20 protein-coding genes are annotated in these 23,453 nt (G+C 64.2%); 7 read left to right on the plus strand and 13 right to left on the minus strand.

What is annotated here, in order from left to right:
* Positions 1-2 precede the first annotated feature (2 nt).
* The 3 genes from AC1RJW_RS04400 to AC1RJW_RS04410 are packed head-to-tail and all read right to left on the minus strand — an operon-like array spanning position 3 to position 2,391.
* The gene (locus tag AC1RJW_RS04400) at positions 3-461 is read right to left on the minus strand and encodes a hypothetical protein (protein ID WP_493043748.1); all 459 of its coding nucleotides are present in this window, start codon (positions 459-461) and stop codon (positions 3-5) included.
* Positions 458-1,435, minus strand: a complete 978-nt coding sequence (locus tag AC1RJW_RS04405) for a D-2-hydroxyacid dehydrogenase (protein WP_493043750.1) — start codon at positions 1,433-1,435, stop codon at positions 458-460. The genes AC1RJW_RS04400 and AC1RJW_RS04405 overlap by 4 nt, the downstream gene beginning before the upstream one ends.
* Positions 1,432-2,391 carry a LysR family transcriptional regulator gene (locus AC1RJW_RS04410; RefSeq protein ID WP_493043752.1) on the minus strand — a complete coding sequence of 320 codons (960 nt, stop codon included), beginning with the start codon at positions 2,389-2,391 and terminating at the stop codon, positions 1,432-1,434. Before AC1RJW_RS04410 ends, AC1RJW_RS04405 begins: the two co-directional genes overlap by 4 nt.
* Positions 2,392-2,566: 175 nt before the next feature.
* Between AC1RJW_RS04410 and AC1RJW_RS04415 the strand changes: the two genes are divergently transcribed.
* The 6 genes from AC1RJW_RS04415 to AC1RJW_RS04440 all read left to right on the plus strand — a co-directional run bounded on the left by AC1RJW_RS04415 (position 2,567) and on the right by AC1RJW_RS04440 (position 10,551).
* Positions 2,567-2,752, plus strand: a complete 186-nt coding sequence (locus AC1RJW_RS04415; RefSeq protein WP_176376032.1) for a hypothetical protein — start codon at positions 2,567-2,569, stop codon at positions 2,750-2,752.
* Positions 2,749-3,609 (plus strand): alpha/beta hydrolase, encoded by an 861-nt coding sequence (locus AC1RJW_RS04420; RefSeq protein WP_176376031.1) that lies wholly within the window; start codon positions 2,749-2,751, stop codon positions 3,607-3,609. Before AC1RJW_RS04415 ends, AC1RJW_RS04420 begins: the two co-directional genes overlap by 4 nt.
* Before the next feature lie 271 nt (positions 3,610-3,880).
* Positions 3,881-5,125, plus strand: coding sequence for an efflux RND transporter periplasmic adaptor subunit (locus AC1RJW_RS04425; protein WP_070289289.1), 1,245 nt, complete (start codon positions 3,881-3,883; stop codon positions 5,123-5,125).
* A gap of 2 nt (positions 5,126-5,127) precedes the next feature.
* The gene (locus AC1RJW_RS04430) at positions 5,128-8,328 is read left to right on the plus strand and encodes an efflux RND transporter permease subunit (RefSeq protein WP_070219500.1); all 3,201 of its coding nucleotides are present in this window, start codon (positions 5,128-5,130) and stop codon (positions 8,326-8,328) included.
* Positions 8,329-8,372: 44 nt separating this feature from the next.
* Positions 8,373-9,815 carry an efflux transporter outer membrane subunit gene (locus AC1RJW_RS04435; protein ID WP_493044204.1) on the plus strand — a complete coding sequence of 481 codons (1,443 nt, stop codon included), beginning with the start codon at positions 8,373-8,375 and terminating at the stop codon, positions 9,813-9,815.
* 178 nt (positions 9,816-9,993) lie between these two features.
* Positions 9,994-10,551 (plus strand): fasciclin domain-containing protein, encoded by a 558-nt coding sequence (locus AC1RJW_RS04440; protein WP_493043755.1) that lies wholly within the window; start codon positions 9,994-9,996, stop codon positions 10,549-10,551.
* Positions 10,552-10,616: 65 nt separating this feature from the next.
* Here the strand turns inward: AC1RJW_RS04440 and AC1RJW_RS04445 are convergent, their stop codons facing one another.
* From AC1RJW_RS04445 to AC1RJW_RS04480, 8 genes are all read right to left on the minus strand, one after another.
* Positions 10,617-10,886 (minus strand): hypothetical protein, encoded by a 270-nt coding sequence (locus AC1RJW_RS04445; protein ID WP_474291878.1) that lies wholly within the window; start codon positions 10,884-10,886, stop codon positions 10,617-10,619.
* Positions 10,887-10,940: 54 nt separating this feature from the next.
* Positions 10,941-11,294, minus strand: a complete 354-nt coding sequence (locus AC1RJW_RS04450) for a hypothetical protein (protein ID WP_493043757.1) — start codon at positions 11,292-11,294, stop codon at positions 10,941-10,943.
* 121 nt (positions 11,295-11,415) lie between these two features.
* Entirely contained in the window at positions 11,416-12,432 is a 1,017-nt protein-coding gene (locus AC1RJW_RS04455) for a serine hydrolase domain-containing protein (RefSeq protein ID WP_493043759.1), read from the minus strand.
* 63 nt (positions 12,433-12,495) lie between these two features.
* Positions 12,496-13,731 (minus strand): PepSY-associated TM helix domain-containing protein, encoded by a 1,236-nt coding sequence (locus tag AC1RJW_RS04460; protein ID WP_493044205.1) that lies wholly within the window; start codon positions 13,729-13,731, stop codon positions 12,496-12,498.
* A gap of 15 nt (positions 13,732-13,746) precedes the next feature.
* Entirely contained in the window at positions 13,747-15,915 is a 2,169-nt protein-coding gene (locus tag AC1RJW_RS04465) for a TonB-dependent siderophore receptor (protein ID WP_493043760.1), read from the minus strand.
* A gap of 278 nt (positions 15,916-16,193) precedes the next feature.
* Entirely contained in the window at positions 16,194-16,532 is a 339-nt protein-coding gene (locus AC1RJW_RS04470; protein ID WP_070289292.1) for a hypothetical protein, read from the minus strand.
* Between the two features lie 41 nt (positions 16,533-16,573).
* The gene (locus AC1RJW_RS04475) at positions 16,574-16,915 is read right to left on the minus strand and encodes a hypothetical protein (protein ID WP_493043762.1); all 342 of its coding nucleotides are present in this window, start codon (positions 16,913-16,915) and stop codon (positions 16,574-16,576) included.
* Between the two features lie 223 nt (positions 16,916-17,138).
* Complete coding sequence (locus AC1RJW_RS04480) at positions 17,139-17,450, minus strand: hypothetical protein (RefSeq protein ID WP_077406305.1); 312 nt, start codon at positions 17,448-17,450, stop codon at positions 17,139-17,141.
* A gap of 210 nt (positions 17,451-17,660) precedes the next feature.
* Here AC1RJW_RS04480 and ligD point away from each other — a divergent pair, with 210 nt between their 5' ends.
* Positions 17,661-20,159 carry a DNA ligase D gene (gene ligD, locus AC1RJW_RS04485; RefSeq protein WP_493043765.1) on the plus strand — a complete coding sequence of 833 codons (2,499 nt, stop codon included), beginning with the start codon at positions 17,661-17,663 and terminating at the stop codon, positions 20,157-20,159.
* Here ligD and AC1RJW_RS04490 read toward each other — a convergent pair.
* Entirely contained in the window at positions 20,143-22,455 is a 2,313-nt protein-coding gene (locus tag AC1RJW_RS04490; protein ID WP_493043767.1) for a PAS domain S-box protein, read from the minus strand. The genes ligD and AC1RJW_RS04490 overlap by 17 nt on opposite strands.
* Before the next feature lie 120 nt (positions 22,456-22,575).
* Positions 22,576-23,451 (minus strand): non-homologous end joining protein Ku, encoded by an 876-nt coding sequence (gene ku, locus AC1RJW_RS04495; RefSeq protein ID WP_493043769.1) that lies wholly within the window; start codon positions 23,449-23,451, stop codon positions 22,576-22,578.
* Positions 23,452-23,453: the final 2 nt, after the last annotated feature.

The raw sequence follows: 23,453 nt of genomic DNA on the forward strand, positions 1-23,453 counted from the left end.
GGCTACAGCCCCGCTTCCTTCCAAGCAGATAGCCCCAGCCGCTTCAGCAGCCGGCCCGACAGCCCGCAGCTCCAGCAACTGATCTGGATTTGCCGGTGGCTTGCCGGCCCCTGCGCATGCCAGGCTTGTTCGGCATAATCGAGCAGCGCGTCGCTGAGCGGGGAATGGTCGGCCATGGGCGGCAGGCGGCTCATCAGTTCGAACACGCCGTGGCACGTCTCCTTGATCTGCAGCAAACCGGCCAGCAGGGCGCGCAGCACGGCGCCGTCGATGTTGCTGCTCGCTTGCGTGAAACGCTGCTGCCAGCACAGGTTGCGCGCCTGCCACAGGGCCAGCAGCGCGGGCACGTCGGCCGCTTGCAGTTGCCCGATCAGCTCATCCGCCTCCTGAAACAGGTCGAGGCGGTCGTACTCCTCGCCGTCCAGCCCCAGCAGTTCATCGAGCTCCTGCAAGACGCTCATGCCACCACGTTCACGGGTGCGCCGCGTTCGAACGCTTCGATATTGCCGATCAATATGTCAGCCAGCTTTTGCATGGCTTCGCCGCTGGCCCAGGCCGTATGGGGCGTGAGGATGAAGTTGGGCAGGCGTAAGTTCAACAGCGGATTGTCGGGCGGCGGCGGTTCCTTCGACAGCACGTCGAAGCCGGCGCCGGCGATCACGCCCTGCGTCAATGCCTGCGCCAGGGCCGCCTCGTCGACGAGGCCGCCCCGCGCCGTGTTGATCAGCAGGGACGTGGGCTGCATGCGCGCCAGTTCTTGCTCTCCGATGATGTTGCGCGTCTTGTCCGTCAGGGGCAGGTGCAGGCTCAGCACGTCGGACGTGGCCAGCAATTCGTCAAAACCCACTTCCTGCACGCCGTCTTCCTGGATCGGGGAACGGTTGTGCACGATCACCTGCATGCCGAAGGCGCGTCCCAGCCGGGCCACGGACTTGCCCAGCGCACCGTAGCCGAGCAGACCCAGGCGGCTGCCGGTCAGGTCGCGGATCGGGTGGCCGAACAGGCAGAAACGGTCCGACGCCTGCCACAGGCCCGCTTCCACGTCCGCGCGGTAGGCGACGAGCTGGCGGCGCAGGGCCAGCATCAGCGCCAGGGTATGCTCGGGCACGGTGGCGCGCGCATAGTCGCGGATATTCGCGACGATAATGCCCCGTTCGCGGCAGGCGGCCAGGTCGAGGATGTCCGTGCCCGTGGCGGCCACGGCGATCATTTTCAGGTCGGGCAGCTGCGCCAGCTCGGCCGCGCGCAGCGGCACTTTATTGGTGATGCCGATGCTGGCGCCTTGCAGGCGGGCTACCGTCTGTTCGCTGCCCTTGGTGTGCGCAAACTCTTCCCAGCTGTGGGTGAAGGCGGGCGGGCGCACGGTGGCGATCAGGCTGTCGCGGTCGAGAAAGACGATGCGGTGCGGGGGCGGCGGTGTGCTTGCTGCGGTCATGGCTGGGCCTCGGTCAGGGTGGCACGCGCGGGCAGGGTGCTCTTGCCCTTCAGCTGCGTGGCCGGGTGGTTGGTAAACATGTCGGCGACCCATTCGACGAACACGCGCACCTTGGCGGACAGGTGGCGGTTGGGCGGATAGATCACGTGGATGGGCAGCGGGTCGGATTCCCAATCGCCCAGCAATTCCACCATTTTGCCCTGTTCCAGCAGGGGCGCAAGCATGAAATGCGTCATTTGCACGATGCCCAGGCCCGCCAGGCCGGCGGCTGCGTAGGCGTTCGAGTCGTTCAGGGCGATATGGCTGGGCATGGACATCTGGATGCGTTCGCCGGCGCGCGTGAAATCCCAGTCAAACGTCTTGCCGGTCTTGGCGGAGAAGAAATTCACGCCCCGGTGCTGCGCCAGGTCGCTCGGGTGCTGCGGCGTGCCATGGCGCGCCAGGTAGCCGGGCGCGGCGCAGGTGATGAAATGCAGCACGCCCACGCGGCGCGCGATCAGGTTCAGGTCGCCCAGTTCGCCGCCGCGCACGGCGCAGTCGACGCCTTCCTCGATCAGGTCGACGGGGCGGTCGCTGCAGCCGAGTTCCAGCGAGATATCGGGGTAGCGGGCGAAGAAATCGGGCAGGGCGGGGATGATCAGTTCGCTGGCAAGGGCCGTGGGCGCATCCACGCGCAGCCGTCCGCTGGGGCTCAGGCGCGTGCGCGACAGCGATTCCTCGGCTTCGCGCACGTCCGACAGGATGCGCACGCAGCGTTCGTAATACGCGGCGCCGTCGGAGGTGATGCTGACGTGGCGCGTGGTGCGGTTGAGCAACTTGACCGACAGGCTGCTTTCCAGCGACTGGATCAGGGTCGAGACGGTGGCTTTCGGCAGCTGCATGTTTTCCGCCGCGCGCGTGAAGCCGCCCGCATCGACGACTTGGATGAAGACTTCCATGGCTTGCAGCTTGTTCACTTGATTTCCTATCACTTTCCGCGTGATTATTCAGAATCCTGAACAATCAATTCGGCATTGCACTCTTTATCAGATTGTAGATCAAGTCTATAGTTGTTGTACTGCAGCATAAATGTGATGCCGCAGGAAGGACAACAGGAGAAACATCATGGCATATCGGAATGGAATCTTTGCAGTGCTTGCTCTCGCTGTGAGCTCGCTTGCGCTGGCCGCGATGGTATCGACGGATGCCTACTCGCTGGCGGCGCAAAGCGAAGCCAGCGGTTATAGCGCCCTGACCCATGAAGTGGGCGGCGTCGCCCTGTTGTGCCTGAACGACGCGGTACTCGATGTTGCGGTGCAGCCGGTGGTGGCGCAATGAGCGTTGCCGACACCGCGGCCGAACTGGCACCTGGCCTGGCGCTGAAGATACGCGACATCCAGGTGCAGGGCGCGCAGGATGCGCTCGGCGCGCGCGTCTACACGGCTGGCGTGCCGGGCGCCAAGCAGCCGAACCTGATGGTCTTCTTCCATGGCGGCGGCTTCGTCGACGGCGACCTGGACGACGCGGACGACTTCCTGCGCTGCCTCGTGCTGAGCAACCCCGACCACGTGGTGCTGGCCGCGAACTACACGCTGGCGAAGGTGCGGCCATTTCCCGCCGCCGTCGAAGACGCGCATGCCGTGCTGCTGTGGGCGAAAAAGAACAAGTCCAAGCTGGGCTGGACGGGCAAGCAGATGGTGGTGTCGGGCATCGAAGCGGGCGCCAACCTGGCTGCCGTGTGCGCCATGATGTCGCGCGACCGGGGCGGACCGCCCCTCGCGGGCCAGGTGCTGATCATGCCCATGCTCGACCCCGGCCTGTCGACGTGTTCGATGCGCCACTTGCCGACCTGTCCGGACCTGGCCGAAGTGGCCGACCAGTGCGCCGCCGCCTATCGCGGCTACCTGCCGAATGCTGCTGACCGTACCCATCCGTACGCGTCGCCATTGCAGTCGAGCCGCCTGAAGAACCTGCCGCCAGCCTTGATCTTGTCCAGCGAAGACGACCCATTGCGCGACGAGGCTGAACAATACGGCAGCAAATTGATCGCCTGCGGCATCAAGACCACCGTGCGGCGCATGGCCGCCGCGCCGCTGCAAGACGCTACCGCCCGTAATGAATGCGCCTGCAAGGTGCAGGTATTGAGCGAAATTAGCAGTTTCGTCGCCGGACTGGGGCAGGAGCCCGAGTCATAAAGCCGCCATTTGCGGCACTGCAAAAAAACTTACACTAATCAGTTTACTTTTTGAGTTTCGGTTGCTACACTACGCAGTGTAGTTCCCTTCCTGTCTGCGTTGTGCGCTCGCACAGCCAGCTTCGTCGTCCCCGTCCGCTTTTAAACAGCTGGCGGCCTGTTTACCTTTGATCGAGCGCCGTCGGGCGCCATGGCACCACCATTCACTTTTTCAGCTGGGTTGCTTCCTGCCGCCCATACCATTAGAAATTTTCATAAAACAGGGAAATAAAATGAAAAACGTTCAACAATTTTCCACTCTGCTCAAGCCCCTGGCTGCCTCGCTCGCGCTGGCGGGACTGGTGGCCGTGAGCCTGGCCGGCTGCGATTCGGCCAACAGCAAGGTGCCCGACGCGCCAGCGGCCGGCGGCCCGCCCATCTCGGCCGCCGCCGTCGTTGAAAAACAGATCACGGAAACGCAGGAATTCTCGGGCCGCCTGGAAGCGATCGAGCGCGTGGAAATCCGCTCGCGGGTCGGCGGCTTCATCACTGCCGTCAACTTCAAGCCGGGCAGCGAAGTCAAAAAGGGCGATGTGCTGTTCGTCATCGATCCGCGCCCGTTCCAGGCCGAAGTGTCGCGCGCCGAAGGCACGGCCGCATCGGCTCGCGCCAAGGCGGAACTGGCCAAGCTGGAACTGTCGCGCGCTGAAAAGCTGCTGGCCGAAAAAGCCATCGCCCAGCGCGAATTCGATGAAAAAGCCTCGGGCCTGAAAGAGCTGGACGCGAATGTCCGCTCGGCGCAAGCCGCGTATGAAGCGGCCAGGCTGAACCTGTCGTACACGCAGGTGCAGGCGCCGATCAGCGGCCGCGTCAGCAAGGCGGAAATCACCGTCGGCAACCTGATCGACGCTTCCGCCATCCTCACCTCCGTGGTGTCGACGGACCGCATCTACGCCAGCTTCGACGGCGATGAAGATACGTATCTGCGCGTGGCCGGCACGGCGCAAAAGGGCACGCCCGTCACCGTCAAGGTAGGCCTGGCCAATGAAACGGGCTTCCCGCACGAAGGCAAGCTGGAATTCGTCGACAACCAGCTCGACCCGGCCACGGGCAGCGTGCGCATGCGCGCCACCTTCGCCAACGCCGAGCGCCAGCTGGTGCCGGGCCTGTTCGCACGCATCCAGCTCGATGGCGGCAATGGCCCGCACGCGCAAAGCACGGCCCTGTTGATCTCCGACCGCGCCGTCGGCACGGATCAAAGCCGCAAATACGTGTACGTGGTGGGTGCCGACAACAAGGCCGAATACCGCGCCGTCAAGCTGGGTCCGACCTCGGACGGCTTGCGCGTGGTGCGCGAAGGCTTGAAGGCGGGCGAAAAAATCGTCGTCAACGGCTTGCAGCGCGTGCGCCCCGGCGCGCCCGTGACGCCGCAGATGGTGGCGATGGATTTCGACCCGACCGCGCCCGTCGCCCCCGCGAAACCTGAAGCAAAAGACGCCAAGATCGCCGCGAAAGCAGCATCGACTTCCAAGGAATAAACATGAATTTTTCCCGCTTTTTCATCGACAAGCCGATTTTCGCGGCGGTGCTGTCGATTGTCATATTCGTGGCCGGGCTGCTGTCGATATTCGGCCTGCCCATCTCCGAATATCCCGACGTCGTGCCGCCATCCGTGGTGGTGCGCGCGCAATACCCGGGCGCCAACCCGAAAGTGATCGCCGAAACCGTGGCCGCGCCGCTCGAAGAGCAGATCAACGGCGTCGAGAACATGCTCTACATGTCCTCGCAAAACACGTCCGATGGCGCGATGATGCTGACCGTGACCTTCAAGATCGGCACCAACGTCGAGCAGGCCGAGACGCAGGTGCAGAACCGCGTGCAGCGCGCCTTGCCGCGCCTGCCCGAGGAAGTGCGCCAGATCGGCGTGACGACCGTCAAGTCGTCGCCCAACCTGACCATGGTCGTGCATCTGGTGTCGCCCAACAAGCGCTATGACGACATGTACCTGCGTAACTACGCGGTGCTGAACGTCAAGGACCAATTGGCCCGTTTGCCCGGCATGGGCGACATCCAGATCTTCGGCGCCGGCGACTACGCCATGCGCATCTGGCTCGACCCGCAAAAGGTAGCGGCGCGCGGCATGACGGCCAATGACGTCGTCGACGCGATCCGCGAGCAGAACGTGCAGGTGGCTGCCGGCGTGATCGGCGCCTCGCCAGCGAAGAACTCGGACTTCCAGCTGACCGTCAACACCCAGGGCCGCCTGCAGACGCCCGAGGAATTCGGCGCCATCATCGTGCGCACCAATGCCGACGGCGCCGTGACGCACCTGAAGGACGTGGCGCGCGTGGAAATGGGCGCCAACAGCTACTCGCTGCGTTCGCTGCTGAACAATAATCCTGCCGTCGGCATGGGTATTTTCGAGGCGCCGAATGCCAACGCGCTGCAATTGTCTTCCGACGTGCGCGCCAAGATGGACGAACTGAAAAAAGACTTCCCGCAAGGCGTGGAATACCGCATCGAGTACGACCCGACGCAATTCGTGCGCTCGTCCATCGAAGCCGTGATCCATACCCTGCTCGAAGCCATTGCCCTGGTGGTGCTGGTGGTGATCATCTTCCTGCAAACCTGGCGCGCATCGATCATCCCGCTGCTGGCCGTTCCCGTGTCGATTGTCGGTACCTTTGCCGTGATGCTGGGCTTTGGCTTCTCGATCAACACCCTGTCGCTGTTCGGCCTCGTGCTGGCCATCGGTATCGTCGTCGATGACGCCATCGTCGTGGTGGAAAACGTCGAGCGCAACATCGAGGAAGGCCTCTCGCCGCGCGACGCCACCATCCAGGCCATGAAAGAGGTCAGCGGTCCCATCGTCGCCATCGCCCTGGTGCTGTGCGCCGTGTTCGTGCCGATCGCCTTCGTGCCCGGCCTGTCGGGCGAGTTCTACCGCCAGTTCGCGCTGACGATCGCCATTTCGACCGTGATCTCCGCTTTCAGCTCGCTGACCCTGGCGCCGGCCCTGTCGGCCGCTCTCCTGAAACCGCACGATGCGCCGAAAGACGCGCTGACGCGCGGCATGGACATGGTCTTCGGCCGCTTCTTCGCCTGGTTCAACCGCTTCTTCGGCCGCGCCTCGCACCGCTATGAAGCGGGCGTGAAGGGCGTGTTGGGCCGCAAGAGCGCCTCGCTGGGCGTGTATGCGCTGCTGGTCGTTGCCGCCATCTTCACCTTCAAGTCCGTGCCGGCCGGCTTCGTGCCGGCGCAGGACAAGCAATACCTGGTGGGCTTTGCGCAATTGCCCGACGCCGCTTCGCTGGACCGCACGGAAGATGTCGTGCGCCGCATGTCCGACGTCATCAAGTCGGTGCCCGGCGTCGAATCGACCATCGCCTTCCCCGGCTTGTCGATCAACGACTTTACCAATGCGCCGAACGCTGGCATCGTCTTCGCCACCCTGAAGCCGTTCGACGAACGCACCACCAAGGAATTGTCCGGCGGTGCCATCGCGGCCGAGATCAACAAGCGCCTGGGCGGCATCCAGGATGCCTTCATCATGGTCTTCCCGCCGCCGCCTGTGAATGGCCTGGGCACCATCGGCGGCTTCAAGATGATGATCGAAGACCGCGGCAACCTCGGTTACGACGCGCTGTACAACGCCACCCAGGCACTGGCCGCCAAGGCCTACCAGACGCCGGAACTGGCGGGCGTGTTCTCGGGCTACCAGATCAACGTACCGCAGCTGTTCGCCGACGTCGACCGTGTAAAAGCCAAGCAGATGGGCGTGCAGCTGCAAACGATCTACCAGACCTTGCAGATCAACCTCGGTTCGCTGTACGTGAATGACTTCAACCAGTTTGGCCGCACCTACCAGGTGCGCGTGCAAGCCGATGCGGCCTTCCGTTCACATGCCCAGGATATCGCGCAGCTGAAGGTACGCAATGACAAAGGCGAAATGATCCCGCTGTCGTCGTTGATGCGCGTCAAGGATAGTTACGGTCCTGACCGCGTGCAGCGCTACAACGCGTATGCAGCAGCCGATTTCAACGGCGGCGCCGCACCTGGCGTATCGAGCGGCCAGGCGCAAGTCGCGCTGGAACGCATCGCCAAGGAAGTGCTGCCGCAGGGGATTTCGTATGAGTGGACGGAGCTGACCTACCAGGACATCTTGTCCGGCAATACGATGATCTACGTGTTCCCGCTGTGCGTGCTGCTGGTGTTCCTGGTACTCGCTGCCCAGTATGAAAGCTGGACCCTGCCGCTGGCCGTGATCCTGATCGTGCCGATGTCGATCCTCTGCGCCTTGTTGGGCGTCAAATTGACCGGTGGCGACAACAATGTGTTTACCCAGATCGCGCTGTTCGTGCTGGTGGGGCTGGCCTCGAAGAATGCCATCCTGATCGTGGAATTTGCCCGCGAACTGGAAGAGCATGGCCGCACCGTCGTGCAAGCGGCGCTGGAAGCGTGCCGTCTGCGTCTGCGTCCGATCCTGATGACGTCGATCGCCTTCATCATGGGCGTGGTGCCCCTGGTGTTCTCGCACGGCGCCGGTTCGGAAATGCGCCATGCGATGGGCGTGGCGGTATTCGCCGGCATGCTGGGCGTGACCTTCTTCGGCCTGTTCCTGACGCCCGTGTTCTACGTACTGCTGCGCACCCTGGCGCAGCGTTTTGAGAAAAAACCAGCCGCCGCTGCCGCCAAGCCTGTCGCCGCGCCAGCGCTGGACCTGGAAGGAGATATATATTGAAAACCAATGCAATCATCCGGCGCGCGGCGCCCGTCTTGAGCGCCATGGCCGCCGCAGTCTTGCTGGCCGCCTGCGCGGCGCCCGAGTTCAGGCAGCCGCAGATCGAGACGCCGGCAGCGTTCAAGGAAGCGCAAGCGCCTGCCGTGCAGACCGCAGCCGACGGCACGCGCTGGAAGCAGGGCGTGCCGGCCGAGCGCCAGGCGCGCGGCGAGTGGTGGCTGGCGTTCAATGATCCGGCTTTGACTGGCTTGATCAGCGAGGCCACGCAAGCCAACGCCAACCTGGCCGTGGCCGCCGCCCGCGTCAAGCAGGCGAGGGCCATTGCCGGCATCGCCGAAGCGGACCGCATCCCGCAAGTGGGCGTCAACGTGGGCGGCCAGCGCAACCGCGCCTCCGCCGTGTCGCTCGGCTTGCCGAACGGCGCGCCGGTGGCGGCGACCAACGTCTATCAGGCCAACCTGACGGCCAGCTACGAAGTCGATCTGTTCGGCAGGGTGGCTGCCAACGTCAGCGCCTCGCGCAGCGATGCGCTGGCCGTGGAAGCGACTTACCGCTCGGTGCTGCTGTCGCTGCAGGCTGACGTGGCGCAAACCTACTTCCAGCTGCGCGCCACGGATGCCGAACTGGCGACCCTGGAGCAGACGGTGCGCCTGCGCGAGGAAAGCGTGCATGTGAACCAGCGCCGCTACGACCTGGGCGACATCGGCGAATTCGACCTGTCCCGTGCCCGCACGGAGCTGTCGACCGTGCGCGCCGAAGCCATCGGCCTGCAGCGCCAGCGCGCCACCAGCGAGCATGCGCTGGCCGTCCTGCTGGGCAAACCTGCCGCCAGCTTCACGGCGGGCGTCAACCCGCTGCAGGACAGCGGCTTCCTGCCCGTGATCCCGGCCGGCATGCCGTCGTCGCTGCTGGAACGCCGTCCCGACATCGCCTCGGCGCAGCGCACCATGGAAGCGTCGAATGCGCGCATCGGCGTGGCCAAGTCGGCCATGTTCCCCGCCTTGAGCCTGAACGCTTCCGGCGGCGGCGCGTCCGATACCTTCTCGGACATCTTCAAGTGGAGCAGCCGCTCCTGGCTGCTGGGTGCCCTGATGTCGATGCCTATCATCGACGGCGGCCGCAACAAGGCGGCCGTGAGCCGCAGCGAAGCGCAGCTGGAAGAGTCGGTGGCGACGTATCGCCAGAGCGTGCTGGTGGCCTTCGCCGAGGTGGAAGACAACCTGGCCGGCCTGCGCATCCTGTCGGGCCAGACGCAGCAGATCGACGAAGCCGTCGTCTCGGCGCGCCGTTCGGCCGACCTGGCGCAAAAGCTGTACGACGCGGGCCGTTCCAGCTATCTCGATCTGCTGGACGCGCAGCGCAACCTGGCGGCCATCGAGCGCAACGCCGTGCAACTGCGCGGCAACCGCGCCGTCACCACGGTGGCGCTGATCCGCGCCCTGGGCGGCGGCTGGGGCGAGACGGAGCCGCAGGTGGCGGCCAACTGATTTCCGGCATCGCGGGCTGGCATCCCCGGCCCGCGGCAAGGAAAACATCGCGAAAACGGCGTCGTGCATCTGCACGGCGCCGTTTTTTTTTGAAAACCAGTTGAATCCGATTTCTGCCTGGCCGCGTAAATGACTGTGCAAACACGCACCGCAGTTCATAACCGATCAGGAGATCATCATGCGCATCATCGTTCCCGCAGCTCTGTTCATCACCTCCATGCTGGCCGCCAGCGCCCCCTTTGCCGCCGACATGACGACCATGGTGGGCGGCCAGAGCATGTACCCGAGCAAGGACATCGTCGACAACGCCGTCAATTCGGCCGACCATACGACCCTGGTCGCCGCCGTCAAGGCGGCCGGCCTGGTCGACACCCTGAAAGGCAAGGGGCCGTTCACCGTATTCGCGCCGACGAATGCGGCCTTCGGCAAGCTGCCGGCAGGCACGGTCGAAACCCTGGTCAAGCCGGAAAACAAGGCGACCCTGACGAAAATCCTCACCTACCACGTGGTGCCCGGCAAATACGACTTCAAGGCGCTGGCCAAGGAAATCAAGATGCATGACGGTAAAGCCACCTTGCCTACGGCCAGCGGGGGCAAGCTGATGTTCGCCATGAACGGCATGCACAACATCGTCGTGATGGATGAAGGCGGCAACAGCGCCAACATCAGCACCTATGATGTGTATCAATCGAATGGCGTGATCAATGTCATCGATACAGTGCTGATGCCGAAATAAATATACGAAAAAGCGGACGAAAAAAAGACAGGGCGTGCCCTGTCTTTTTGTTGTTGCGGCCTCGATTACTTGGCTGGTGCGGCTGCCGGTGCGGAAGCTGCCGGCGTCGCTGGAACTGCCTTTTCTCCAGTAGCGGCTTTCTTCGCCTTGTGATGCTTGGCTTTCTTGTGCGTCGCTGGCTTGACGGCGGCGGCTGGCGCTTCGGCTTTGGCTGCAGGTGCAACGGCTGCGGCGGAAGCTGCTGGAGCGGCCGGCGCTGCTGGCGCGGCTGGCGTCTGTGCGAAAGCGGCGGTGGCGAACAGGGTGGCGATCAGGGTGGCGATAACTTTTTTCATGATGAAATCCTATAAGGTAGAGTGGCTAATGAATTCGGGTGCTGACGGACTGGATTACTTGGCTGGTGCCGGAGCTGGTGCGGCGGCGGTGGCCGATGCCAGTTTCGCATCTGCCTTGGCTTTGGTTTTTTTCGCAGCGTGGTGCGCCTTGGCCTTGGTGGCGGCCGCTTCCGTTTTGGCGCTGGCGACTTCCGTTTTTGCGGCGACGACGGCTTTCGCTTCTTTCGCGTCCGCTTTGACGGTCGTTTGGGCTTCCTTGGCGTCCGCTTTCACGACGGCCTTGGTGTGCGCCGCTTCCACTTTGGCGGGAACCGAGGCTGCCGGGGTGGCTGCAGGAGCTGCAGGCGTTTGAGCAAAGGCAGCGGTTGCGAACAGGCCGGCGATCAGGGTAACAATTGCTTTTTTCATGGTGCAGTCCTCAGTGGTGGTTTGTCTGGTATGTCTGTTGGTGCCGGGATGATTCCCGTGTCACTGAGCATAAAACGCGCCCCCGGACGCTTGCGTTGACGGTCATTACAAACGCTTACAACTACCGCGTATCCGCCTTCAGGATGGCCTTCAGGATGTCTTCCGAACGGCGCTGTCCGTAACCCTTGCCGTATGCGCTGGAAGCGATGCTCACGACCATGCGGCGCGTCGGTATCACATAGATCTTGTTGCCCCCATTGCCCGAGGCGAAATGCACGCCAATCTGCTGCCCTCCGATATCCTGCGTCTTCGCATACCAGAAATAGCCGTAGCTGTCGGCGTAGCGGTCCACGGCGCCGATGGCCACGCGCGGCGCCAGCGCCGCGTGCAGCCAGGCGGCGTCGATGATCCTCCGTCCATCGGCCATGCCCTTGTCCAGCACCATCTGCCCGATCTTTGCCGTGTCGCGCGCGCGCAGCGACAGATTGCCCTGGCCCTTCGGATGGCTGGTTACGTCGCGGCCCCAGCTCCAGCGCGTGATGCCCAGTGGCGCGAACAGCACCTTGGCGGCATAGTCTTCCAGGTTGGCGCCGCTGGCGTTTTCCACCACTCTGCCGGCGATGTACGCCCCCAGCGAGTTGTAGCGGTAGGCGCTGCCCGGCTTTGTTGCGGCCGGCACGCCGCGCACGAAGGCGGCGGGGTCGGGCGCTTCATCGAGCTTGTCTTCATTGCCGGGCGACTGTTCGTCTTCATCGAAGGCGGCCAGGCCCGAACGCATGGTCAGCAAGTCGTCGAGGACGACCTTGCCCGCCGGGCTGCCGGCCACTTCGGGCCAGTAGTCGCCCACCGTTCTGGTTGTCGCCAGCTGGCCGCGCGCCACGGCGGCACCGGCCAGCAGGGCGGTGATGCTCTTGCCGGCCGAGCGGATGTCGTGCAGGGTGTCGGCCGTCTCGCCGTTGTAATAGCGCTCGGCGACGATGGCGCCGTCGCGCAGCACGACGACGGCGCGCAGGTCGCCATGGCTGTCGCGGTCCTGGGCTTGCAGGACTTGCGCGATGGTGCCGGGGGCGCTGTCCTGCGCCAGGGCGGCGCAGGACAGGAGGAGGGTACTCAGCAAGGACAAGGGCAGGCGGCGCATGGACAGCTTTCGTGGCGATGGTCGGATTGCCAGTGTCGCCCAGTTGCGCCGTTTTGTGGCCTTTTACTGCACCTGCTTGCTGAAGTTGGCATGCAGCGGCGCCGCCGCCTTGCCGGTCTGCGCCGCGCGGGCACGGCGTTTTCTCAACCAGATGATCAGGCCCGTCGCGCTCAGCATGGCCACTACCAGGCCCATGGCGGAAATCAGGATGCGCCCGGGCAGGCCCAGGATGCGGCCCGAATGCAGGGGGAATTGCGCCTGCAGGAAGATGTCGCCCGCGCTGCCCGTGCCGGGCACCACGCCGCCGGCCGGCTTGCCGTCGCGCCCGTCGAAGTACAGCCACGCATTGCCCAGGCCACCGTCGCCATGGTCGTTGTCCGCCGCGAAGAAACCGACGCCATACAGGCCGTAGGCGGAAGAATAGAACACGCCGCCGGCCGGCAGCGTCCAGCCCCGCCTTGCCGCTTCCGTCTTCGCCAGCGCGACAACCTGTTCGCGCGTCAGCAGCGGCTCGATGGGGTGTTCCGGCGGCTGCGGCGTGCGGCTGTCGAAGGCGTTCGGGCTGAGCGTGGACAACTTCGCCACCAGGGGACGCATCACCTGGGTTTGCAGATTCATCGACACGGAGGTGACGGCCAGTACCAGCAGCAGCAACCAGACCCACACGCCGCCCGAGCGGTGCAGGTCGAAGTTCAGCCTGTGGCCCCCTTCGCGCCAGCGGAAGGCCAGCGACTTGCGCCAGCTGCGCCAGTTCGGAAACGACAGGTACAGGGCGATGCCGCAGTCAACGACCCATACGATGCCGATGATGCCCATGAACCACACGCCCAGTTCGATGCCCCAGCCATCGGGAATGTGCATGGTGTAGTGCAGTTTATACAGGAAGGGCAGCAGGTTTTCGCGCGTCAGCGAGACCACGCCCCACTGGCGCGTGCCCTGGATGGCGCCCGTGGCCGGGTCGACGGCCACCTGGTTGAAGCCCGGCTCAAACGGCTTGCCGGTGGCCGGGTCGGGCCGGCCTTCCACCGAGATCAGCGCCGTGTGGCCAGGCTCGATCGCCGTGAGCGTGTAGTTCACGCGCAGGCGCCGGTCCTGCACCTCGAGCTGGCGCGCCAGCTCCAGTCCCGATTTTGCGGGGCCGTCACCGGCGGTGCCGGCGGCGTGGAACAGCTGCGGGTTGAGCCAGGCGTCGAGCTCGTGATCCCACGAGATCACGGCGCCCGTCAGGCCGGAAATGAACAGGAAGAGCGCCGCCGCCAGGCCGAACCAGCGGTGCAGAACAACCATGGGAGGACGCAGTCGCATGGCGGCTCCCTAGTACTTCCAGCTCAGGGTGGCGCTGCCATTGCGGCCGGCCGCGTACAGCGACTGGGTCCAGTACAGGCTGGTCAGGTGCTTCTTGTCCGTCACATTGTTCAGGTTCAGCGACAGGCTGACGTTGCGGCTGATGGCATAGCTGGCCATCAGTCCCAGTTGCGCGTAGGCGCCCTGGTGCAGGGTGGTGCTGTCATCGACCTTGTTGTAGATGGCGTCCTGCCAGGTCAGGCTGGCGCCCACCTTCAGCGCCGGTACGGCCGGGACGTGGTAGGTGGTGGCCAGGTGGAAGCGCTTGCGCGGGATGAAGGTGCGCGCATCCTGGCCGTCGTCGCCCTGGATCCGCAGCTGCGCGTAGCCGGCGTTCGCCTGCCAGCCTTTCGCCAGTTCGCCCGAGGCGTCGAGCTCGAAACCCTGCGACTCCGAATCGACGCCCTTGTAGAACGTCTTGAGGTCGGGCGTGGTGCCGGCCGCTTCGGCCACGTTCTTCTGGCGCGTCTTGAACAGGGCGCCGGACAGGTTCAGGCGGCCGTCGAACCAGTCGCTTTTCAAGCCCGCTTCCAGGCTCTTGCCGGTAGCCGCCGCCAGGGTCTGGCCCGTGCGGTCGATGCTGCTTTGCGGGTTGAAGATCTCCGTGTAGCTGCCGTAGGCGGACACATGGCGGCCGATGTCGTACACCAGGCCCACGTAGGGCGTGGTGTCGCTCTGCGACTTGGCCTGGCTGACGCCATACGCGCTGCCCGTGCTGTCGGCCTTGACGGTGTTCACGCCCGCCAGCAGCTTGGCATTGTCGGCCAGGTTGAAACGGGCGGCCAGGTAGGCGTTCTTGCGTTCGTCCTTGTAGGCGCTGCCATCGGTCGAGGCGTCGAAGAGCGGTTCCGGGTAGGAGCCGTCGAAGGCCGTGCCGTTCGGCAGGGCCGTGCCGATGCCGCGGCCATAATACGACACGTCGTCGAGCGTGGATTTCGACCAGGCCAGGCCCATGCTGAGGTCATGCCGGCGCCCGGCCAGCGCAAATTTGCCCGTGGCGGCGACATCGAGCAGGCGCTGCTTGTTGGCCGAGGCATAGCGCGAAGGGTAGCTGAACAAGCCGTCGCCCGTGGCCTTGTCCGGCGTGCCGTAGACGTAGAACAGTTTGGAATCGGAGGTGGAGCGGTTGTAGGTGGCGGTGGCCGTCACGCGCCAGTCGGCATTGAACTGGTGCGCCAGTTCGGCGAAGGTGCTGTTGTTGAGGATGCTCCAGCGCGACCAGTCGGCCGACGTCGAGGCGGAAACCGGGTAGTCGGTCGGCGTGCCATCTGTGTACGCGACGGGCAGGGCGCCCCACATGCCGCCCCTGGCCAGGTTGTTCTGATAGCTGTGGCCCACGGCCAGGCTGGTGTCCGGCGTCAGCTTCGCTTCGACGATGGCGTAGGCGACATCCTTGCGCGGCGAGTAGCGGTCCAGATGGGAATCGCCTTCTTCATGCGCGACGACGAAGCGGGCCGCCACCTTGCCATCGGCGCCGAGCGGCGTCGATACGTCGGCATCGAGGCGGCGCGTGTTCCAGGAGCCCAGCGTGACGCCGGCGGCAGCGGCCAGGCCCTGGGTCGGGCGCTTGCGCACGAAGTTGACGGTGGCCGACGGATTGCCGGTCGAGGAAATCAGGCCATTCGCGCCGCGCACGATGTCGACGCGCTCGAACAGCGCCGTATCGAGGTCGCCCATCACATTGCCGAAGACGAAAGGAAGGCCCACGCCGTCGAACTGGAAGTTGGTGATGTCGTAGCCGCGCGCCGTGTAATAGCTGCGGTCCGTTTCCACCGCTTCCACCGTCACGCCCGTCGTTTGCGCCAGCACCTTGCTGGCGTTGTCGAGCCTGAAATCGTCCATTTGCGCGCGCGTGACCACGGAAACGGCCTGCGGCGTCTCGCGCAGCGACAGGTCGAACTTGCTGGCCGAGGCGCTTTTGCGCGCCGTGTAGGCGGTCGCGTCGCTGCTGCCCGTGACGGTAATGGTTTGCATCACGGGCGTCTCTTCGCCAGCGTCATCGGCGGGGGCGCCGTCGGCGCCATGCGCCATGCCGGCGCCGAGCGCCAGCGAAATGGCCAGGGCCAGCGGGCGCAACGACAGCGCGGCGGGGGAGGATGGGGTGGACGGTGCGGCGGAAAGAACGGTGCGACCTGGCATTGAAACGGCTCCTGAATCAAAGATGAGAATGAGAATAATTCTCAATTCTATTTGAGCGGCCGTCAGGATGGGAAATTTTTGTGACTGAAAAGCGTTGTTTTTTTACATCTTTACATGGTTTTACGTCGAAAGCTTCTGCTTGCGAGCGTAAGTATCGGTCATGCGCCGCCAGTGCCGGACGCGAAAAAAAAGACAGCCGAAGCTGTCTTTGGTACTGCGGGCGAAGCCGCCACGGAAGCGCAGACCCGGCGGACCCGCTCCTGTGGCGATTGCCGCGATTACTTCGCTGGCGCTGGCGCTGCCGGAACGGCCTCTGCCGCTTTCGTTGCATCCGCTTTCACTTTGGCTTTGCTGGCCTTGTGATGGGCCTTGGCCTTGCTGACCTTGGCGTCGGCCTTGGCGCTGGCCACGTCGGCTTTCGCATCGGCGACGACGGCCGCTTCCTTGGCGTCGGCTTTCACGACCGCCTTGGTTTCCTTGGCTTCCGCTTTGGCTACGGCTTTCGTATGGGCCGCTTCCGCTTTGGCGGGAACCGGCGCTGCCGGGGCGGCAGGGGTTTGGGCGAAGGCTGCGGTAGCGAACAGGCTGGCGACGAGGGTGGCGATAACTTTTTTCATTGTATTGTCCTGGTGACTGGTAAGCGAAGGTGTGTCGATGATTACTTGGCTGCTGCCGGTGCTGCTTCAGCGGTGGCCGAAGCCAGCTTGGCGTCAGCCTTGGCTTTCGTGTGCTTGGCCTTGTGATGGGCCTTGGCTTTCGTGGTGGCTGTTTCCGCTTTGGCGCTGGCGACTTCCGTTTTCGCGGCGACGACGGCTTTCGCTTCTTTCGCGTCCGCTTTCCCGACGGCTTGCGCTTCCTTGGCATCGGCTTTCACGACGGCCTTGGTGTGGGCCGCTTCCACTTTGGCGGGCACTGCCGGAGCTGCTGGGGCTGCAGGCGTTTGGGCGAAGGCAGCGGTAGCGAACAGGCCGGCGATCAGGGTAACAATTGCTTTTTTCATGGTGCAGTCCTCAGTGGTGGTTTGTCTGGTACGTCTGTTGGTGCCGGGATGATTCCCGTGTCACTGAGCATAAAACGCGCCCCGGAAGCTTGTCGTTGACCTTGTTTACACTTTCTTACAATCAGGTGTTTTATCGGATGTTGCTGTGTGATGCCGGCATGAAAACGAAAAAAGACAGCCGAAGCTGTCTTTTTTGTGTGGCGCAAAAAATGCGCGGAAGGGATTACTTGGCTGCTGCTGCGGTCGCTTCAGTTTTGGCTTCGTCAGCCTTGGCCTTGGCTTTTTTCGCTTTGTGATGGGCTTTGGCCTTGGTGGCGGCGGCATCGGCCTTGGCGCTGGCTACATCGGCTTTCGCATCGGCGGCGACGGCGGCTTCCTTGGCATCGGCTTTCACGACGGCCTTGGTTTCTTTTGCTTCTGCTTTAGCCACTTCCTTGGTGTGCTTGGCTTCGGCCTTGGCAGGCACGGCTGGCGTTTGAGCAAAGGCTGCGGTAGCGAACAAGCCGGCGATCAGAGTAGCGATTACTTTTTTCATGGTGCAGTTCCTCGAGAAGTGGGGTTGTAGTTCAGGAGATCAATCCCCTGTCACTGAGGCAAAAACGCGCCGTAGGGCAATTGCGTTGACACGTTTTCTCTCAATTACAAACACTTACATTTGCCGGGGCAGGCACTCTGTTAGCTGGCGTACCGCGCCCCAGCCCCTGGCGGCCTAGACTCGATGCCATCGTCACCGCATGGGTCCGCCATGAAAGCCGCCTTGAAAACCTATCAAGCCAAGCGCAATTTTGCCGTCACGCCCGAGCCTGCGGAGGGCGGCGAGGCGGCGGGCGAGGGGCTCGCCTTCGTCATCCAGAAGCACTGGGCCAGCCGCCTGCACTACGATTTTCGCCTGGAACTGGACGGCACGATGAAAAGCTGGGCCGTGCCGAAAGGGCCCAGCTACGACCCGCGCGACAAGCGCATGGCGGTGCAGGTGGAAGACCATCCCCTTGCCTACGCCGGTTTTGAAGGTACGATTCCGGAAAAACAGTATGGCGCGGGCAAGGTCATCATCTGGGACAAGGGCACGTGGCAGCCGCAGCCGGCCACGCCCGATGCGCGCGCTGCGCTGGCGTCCGGCGAGCTGAAATTCACCCTGTACGGCCACAAGATGCATGGCAAGTGGGTGCTGGTGCGCATGAAGGGCAAGGGCGATAAACGCAGCGAAAAGCAGCCCGCCTGGCTGCTGATCAAGGAAAAAGACGAATATGCCCGGCCGGCGCTGGAATTTTCTGTCGTCGACGAGTTCCCGGACAGCGTCAAGCACAAGGCCATGCCCAAGCGCAAACAAAGCGCGCAGCAGGCGGCAGCGCCCGCCGTCAGGCTGCCCGCCACCCTGTCGCCGCAGCTGGCCACCCTCGTCGATGCGCCGCCGCCGGACGCGCAAGACTGGATTTTCGAGGTGAAATTCGACGGCTACCGCATCCTCGCGCGCTGCGATGGCGAACGGGTCAGTTTGATCACGCGCAATGGCAATGACTGGACGGCCAAACTGCCGAAGCTGCGCCAGGCGCTGGAGCAGCTGGGCTTGCCGCAAGGCTGGTATGACGGTGAAATCGTCGTCAACGACGCCGGCGGCCACCCGGATTTCGGCGCCTTGCAGCGCGCCTTCGAGGCTGACACGAGCAGCGAGATCGTGTATTACCTGTTCGACGTGCCGTTTTTCGACGGCCATGATCTGCGGGGCCAGCCCGTCGAGGCGCGCCGGGCCTTGCTGGAACAGTTGCTGCAGAGTTTGCCGGCCTCGCCGTTGGTGCGCTTCAGCGGTGCGCTTGACGCCAGGCCCCGGCAACTGCTGGCCCATGCCTGCCGCCTGGGGCTGGAAGGCGTGATCGGCAAGCGCCGCGGTTCGCCCTACGTCACGCGGCGTTCCGGCGACTGGATCAAGCTCAAATGCGGGCTGCGCCAGGAATTCGTCATCGGCGGCTACACGGCGCCGCAGGGCGCGCGCGAAGGCATCGGTTCGCTGCTGCTGGGCGTGCACGATGCACAGGGCAAGCTGCGCTATGCGGGCAATGTGGGCAGCGGCTTTGACGATGCGGCCTTGCGCGACTTGCGGCGCCGCCTCGACGCCTTGGCCATCGAGGCGAGCCCGTTCGCGGGCAAGGCGGGCGGCGTGCGCCAGCCCATCTGGGTCCAGCCGCAGCTGGTGGCCGAGGTCGGTTTTGCGCAATGGACCAGCGGCGGCGCCGTGCGCCACGCCGTGTTTCACGGCTTGCGCCAGGACAAACAGCCGGCCGCCATCGTGCGCGAGCGGCCACAGCAAATCGACAGGGAGAAGACGATGCAACATCAAGCCACGCCGGACAGCGTCTTGCCGGCCAGTTTCAAGGTCAGCCATGCGGACAGGGTGATCGACCAGGACAGCGGCGCCAGGAAGATCGACCTGGTGCGTTATTACGCGCTGGTGGGCAAGCTGATGCTCGTGCATTTGCGGGGCCGGCCCGTGTCGCTGGTGCGCGCGCCGGCCGGCGTGGGCGGCGAGCTGTTTTTCCAGAAGCATGCGGACACGTCGACCATGCCCGGCGTCAGGCAGCTCGATCCCGGCCTCGATGCCGAGCATGCTTCCATGCTGGAAGTGGCCAGCGTACAGGGCCTGTTGTCGGCGGCGCAGTGGAATGTGGTGGAATTTCACACGCAAAACGCGCTGGCCAGCGCCTACGACACACCGAACCGCCTGGTGTTCGACCTCGACCCGGGCAAGGGCGTGGCCTGGCCCGCCATCCGCGAAGCGGCCGTGCTGCTGCGCGCCTTCCTGACGGAACTGGGTTTGCCCGCCTGGCTGAAAACCAGCGGCGGCAAGGGCTTGCACGTGGTCGTGCCGATCCGCCCGAAACACGACTGGGATACGGTCAAGGCGTTTTCGCAAGCCATCGTGGCGCATATGGCGCAGCTGATACCCCAGCGTTTTGTGCTGAAAAGCGGACCGTCGAACCGGGTCGGCAAGATCTTCATCGATTATTTGCGCAATGGGCGGGGCGCCACCACCGTGTGTGCGTGGTCGGCCCGCACGCGTTCGGGACTGGGCATTTCCGTGCCGCTGGCCTGGGATGAGCTCGACAAGCTGAAGGCGGGCGATCAATGGAACGTGGGCAACGTCCACAGCCGCCTCGACGTGGGCAACGCGCCGTGGGCTGGCTATGCGCGCAGCGCGAAAGGGCTCGATGCGGCGATGAAAAAGCTGGCCTTTACGCCCCCGGCTTGAATGGCAAGGTGGCGCGCGCCAGCTGCAGGGCTTCGTCGATGGCGGCGTTGAGCTGGGGAATCTCGACGGGTTTGGTCAGGTAGCGGAAGAAGCCCGCGGCCAGGCCATGCCGGATGTCGCCCTTCATGGCGTTGGCCGTCAGGGCGATGACGGGGATGTGCGCCGTGCGCGGATCGTTGCGCAGGATGCGTTGCGCCTGGTTGCCATTCATGCCGGGCAGGTTGATATCCATCAAGATGACATCGGGATGGCGTTCCAGCGCCAGCGCGATACCCTGGCGCGCGTCGGTGGCCGAGATCATGCGCAGGTGGGGCAGGAAGCTGACGATGTCTTCCACCAGGCGCAGGCTGGCCGGATTGTCTTCCACGTACAGCAGCAGGGCCTGGCCGCTGGCATCGTCCGCGGCGTCGCCGGCAGGCTCGGACGGCCCTTCCGTGTCCGGCGGCATGCTGTCGGGCGGCGCGTCCATGGTGTCGAGTTCGATCCAGAACACGCTGCCCACGCCGAGGCAGCTGTGCACGCCCATGCGCCCGCCCATCAGTTCGACCAGGCGCTTGGTGACGACCAGGCCGATGCCCGTGCCTTCTTCGCTGCCGGCCTCCTGCCCCAGGCGGTTAAACGGCTGGAACAGTTCGGCCATCTGCGCGTCATCGAGCCCCTTGCCCGTGTCGCGGATGGCGATGCGCACGCACAGCGCATCGGGCTGCGAGATTTCCAGCTCCACCTTGCCGGCAGGACGGTTGTACTTGATGGCGTTCGACAGCAGGTTCAGCAACACTTGCTTGAGGCGCGTATGGTCGGCCCTGAGCGTCAGCGCGTCGCAGGCGGGAAAAATCAGGTGGATCTGGCGCTGCTGCGCCTGTTCTTCCACCATCACGCGCACTTCCTCGATCAGCGTGGGCAGCGTCACCGCTTCCATCGACAGGCTCAGGCTGCCTGATTCGATCTTCGCCAGGTCGAGGATTTCATTGATCAGGGTCAGCAGGTGGCGGCCCGAGGTGACGATGTTTTGCACGAAAGTACGTTTTTGCAGCACGGTCGCGGGCAGCGCTTCGTTGGCCAGCAGCTGGGCAAAGCCGAGGATGGCGTTCAGCGGCGTGCGCAGCTCGTGCGACATGCTGGTGAGAAAACGGTCCTTCGCCTGGCTGGCCCGCTCCAACTCGACTTTCTGTTCGTTGAGCGTGCGTTCGATGCGCTTGCGCTCGGAGATGTCGCGGATGGCCGACGAGACGAGCACGCCTTCGTCCGTTTCCAGCGGCGACAGGCTGATTTCGACGGGAAATTCGGTGCCATCGCGGCGCAAGCCGTACAGTTCCAGTCCTGCGCCCATGGAGCGGGCGCGCGGTGCCGTGGAAAAGGCTTGCCGGTGTTGCGGATGATCCATCGCGTAGCGGGCCGGGATCAGCACTTCGACATTGCGCCCGAGCAACTCCGCGCGCGAGTAGCCGAACAGGCGCTCCGTCTGCGAGTTGACGAGCACGATCTCGCCATCGCCGTTGACGATGACGATGGCGTCCGGCGCCGATTCGAGCAGGCCGCGGAACTTTTGCTCGGCCCGGCGGCGGTCGCTGACGTCGCGGATGGCGCTGATGACGAAGGTGCCGATTTCCGTCTGGATGGGTGACAGGCTGATTTCGACGGGGAACTCGACGTTGTCCTTGCGCAAACCCAGCAACTCCAGGTCGGCGCCCATGGTGCGCGTGCGGGGCTGGTCGAAATAGCGCGCGCGGTGCGCCACGTGTGAATGGCGCAGGCGTTGCGGCAGCAGGCTATCGATTTGCCTGCCGTTCAATTCGCCTTCCGCGTAGCCGAACAGGCGCTGCGCCTGCTGGTTCGCCAGCACGATGGCGCCCGTGGCATTGACCATGATGACGCTGTCCGGCGTCGATTCGAACAGCACGCGGTAGCGCACCTCGACGAACTGGGCGTCGCGCGCCGCCTTCAGCAAGGTCGTGTCCTTCATGGTGGAAATCAGGTAGCGGGGGGCATCCGCCCCGGCCTGTGCGGCCTGGCACGCCACGTCAACATGGATGAGTTCGCCATCCTTGCGCCGCCGCAGCGATTCGCGGTCGTAGCTGCCGTGCAGGGTCAGCTGTTCGTCGATCAGCAGGGCCGCTTCGGCTTGTCCGGGCAGGGAGATCAGTTCCCACAGCGTGCGGCCCAGCGCTTCGTCGCTGGCATAGCCGAAGATGCGCTGGGCACCCACCGTCCAGCGCACGACGGCATGCTCTTCGTTCGTGATGACAACGCCGCCAGGGGCGCCGCTGAGGATAAGCTGATCTAACTCGGCATCCATTTTTTCCGCACGCGTGACAGGGCTTGCCGGCTGGCAGGCCTGTGCATAACGTAGCGAGAAGCCTGATCAAAGTCAATGCATTTATATTATTGACGCTGCCTCCGGGCCGGGTCTTGCGGCTCAGGCTGCCTTGCGCCTGGCGGGCGCCCCTTTGCGGGCGGTGGCCGAGGCCGTCCGCTTGCGGGCCGGCGCGGCGGGCGCCTTCTTGCCCAGGCTTTGCTGCAGCAGGGCGACCAGGTCGATCACATTGCTGCCGTGCTCTACTTCCTGCTCGGGGGCGGGCGGCGTGATGGTCTTGGTCTGTTTCGCCTTGATTTTCTTCTTGACCAGCGCCAGCACGTCTTCGCGGTAGCTGTCGTGGTATTGCTCCGGTTTCCACGCTTCGCTCATGCCTTCCACGAGCGACAGGGCCATCTTGAGTTCCTTTTCGGAAATGCCGGCCGCCTTCAGGGGGCTGGCGGGCAAGTCCAGGTCATCCGTGGGCCGGAGCTCATCGGCGTAGCGCAACGTGTTGAGCACGATGGCGTCGCCCACGCAGACGAGCGCGCACAAATGCTGCTTGGTACGCATGACTACGCTGGCGATACCCACTTTATTGGCCTTGCGCAAGGTTTCGCGCAGCAGCGCATAGACTTTCTCGCCGCCCTTGGCCGGCAGCAAGTAATACGGGTGCTCGTAAAAGGTCAGCGGCACCTCCGCCGCATCGACGAAGGTGAGGATGTCGATGGTTTGCGTGGCCTTCACGTTCGCCTGCCTTAAATCCTCGTCGGACAGCACCACGTATTCATCCGTCTTGTATTCATAGCCCTTGATGATGTCGTCCCACTCGACTTCCTTGCCCGTCTGCTTGTTGTAGCGCTTGTAGCCGATGGGGGCGAAGTCGCGCCGGTCCAGCATGGACAAATCCAGTTCATGGTCGAGGCTGGCAGAAATCAGCTCGACGGGGATGTGCACGAGGCCGAAGCTGATGGCGCCTTTCCACAGTGCGCGCGCCATCG

Source organism: Janthinobacterium sp. GW822-FHT07A03 (assembly GCF_058798815.1).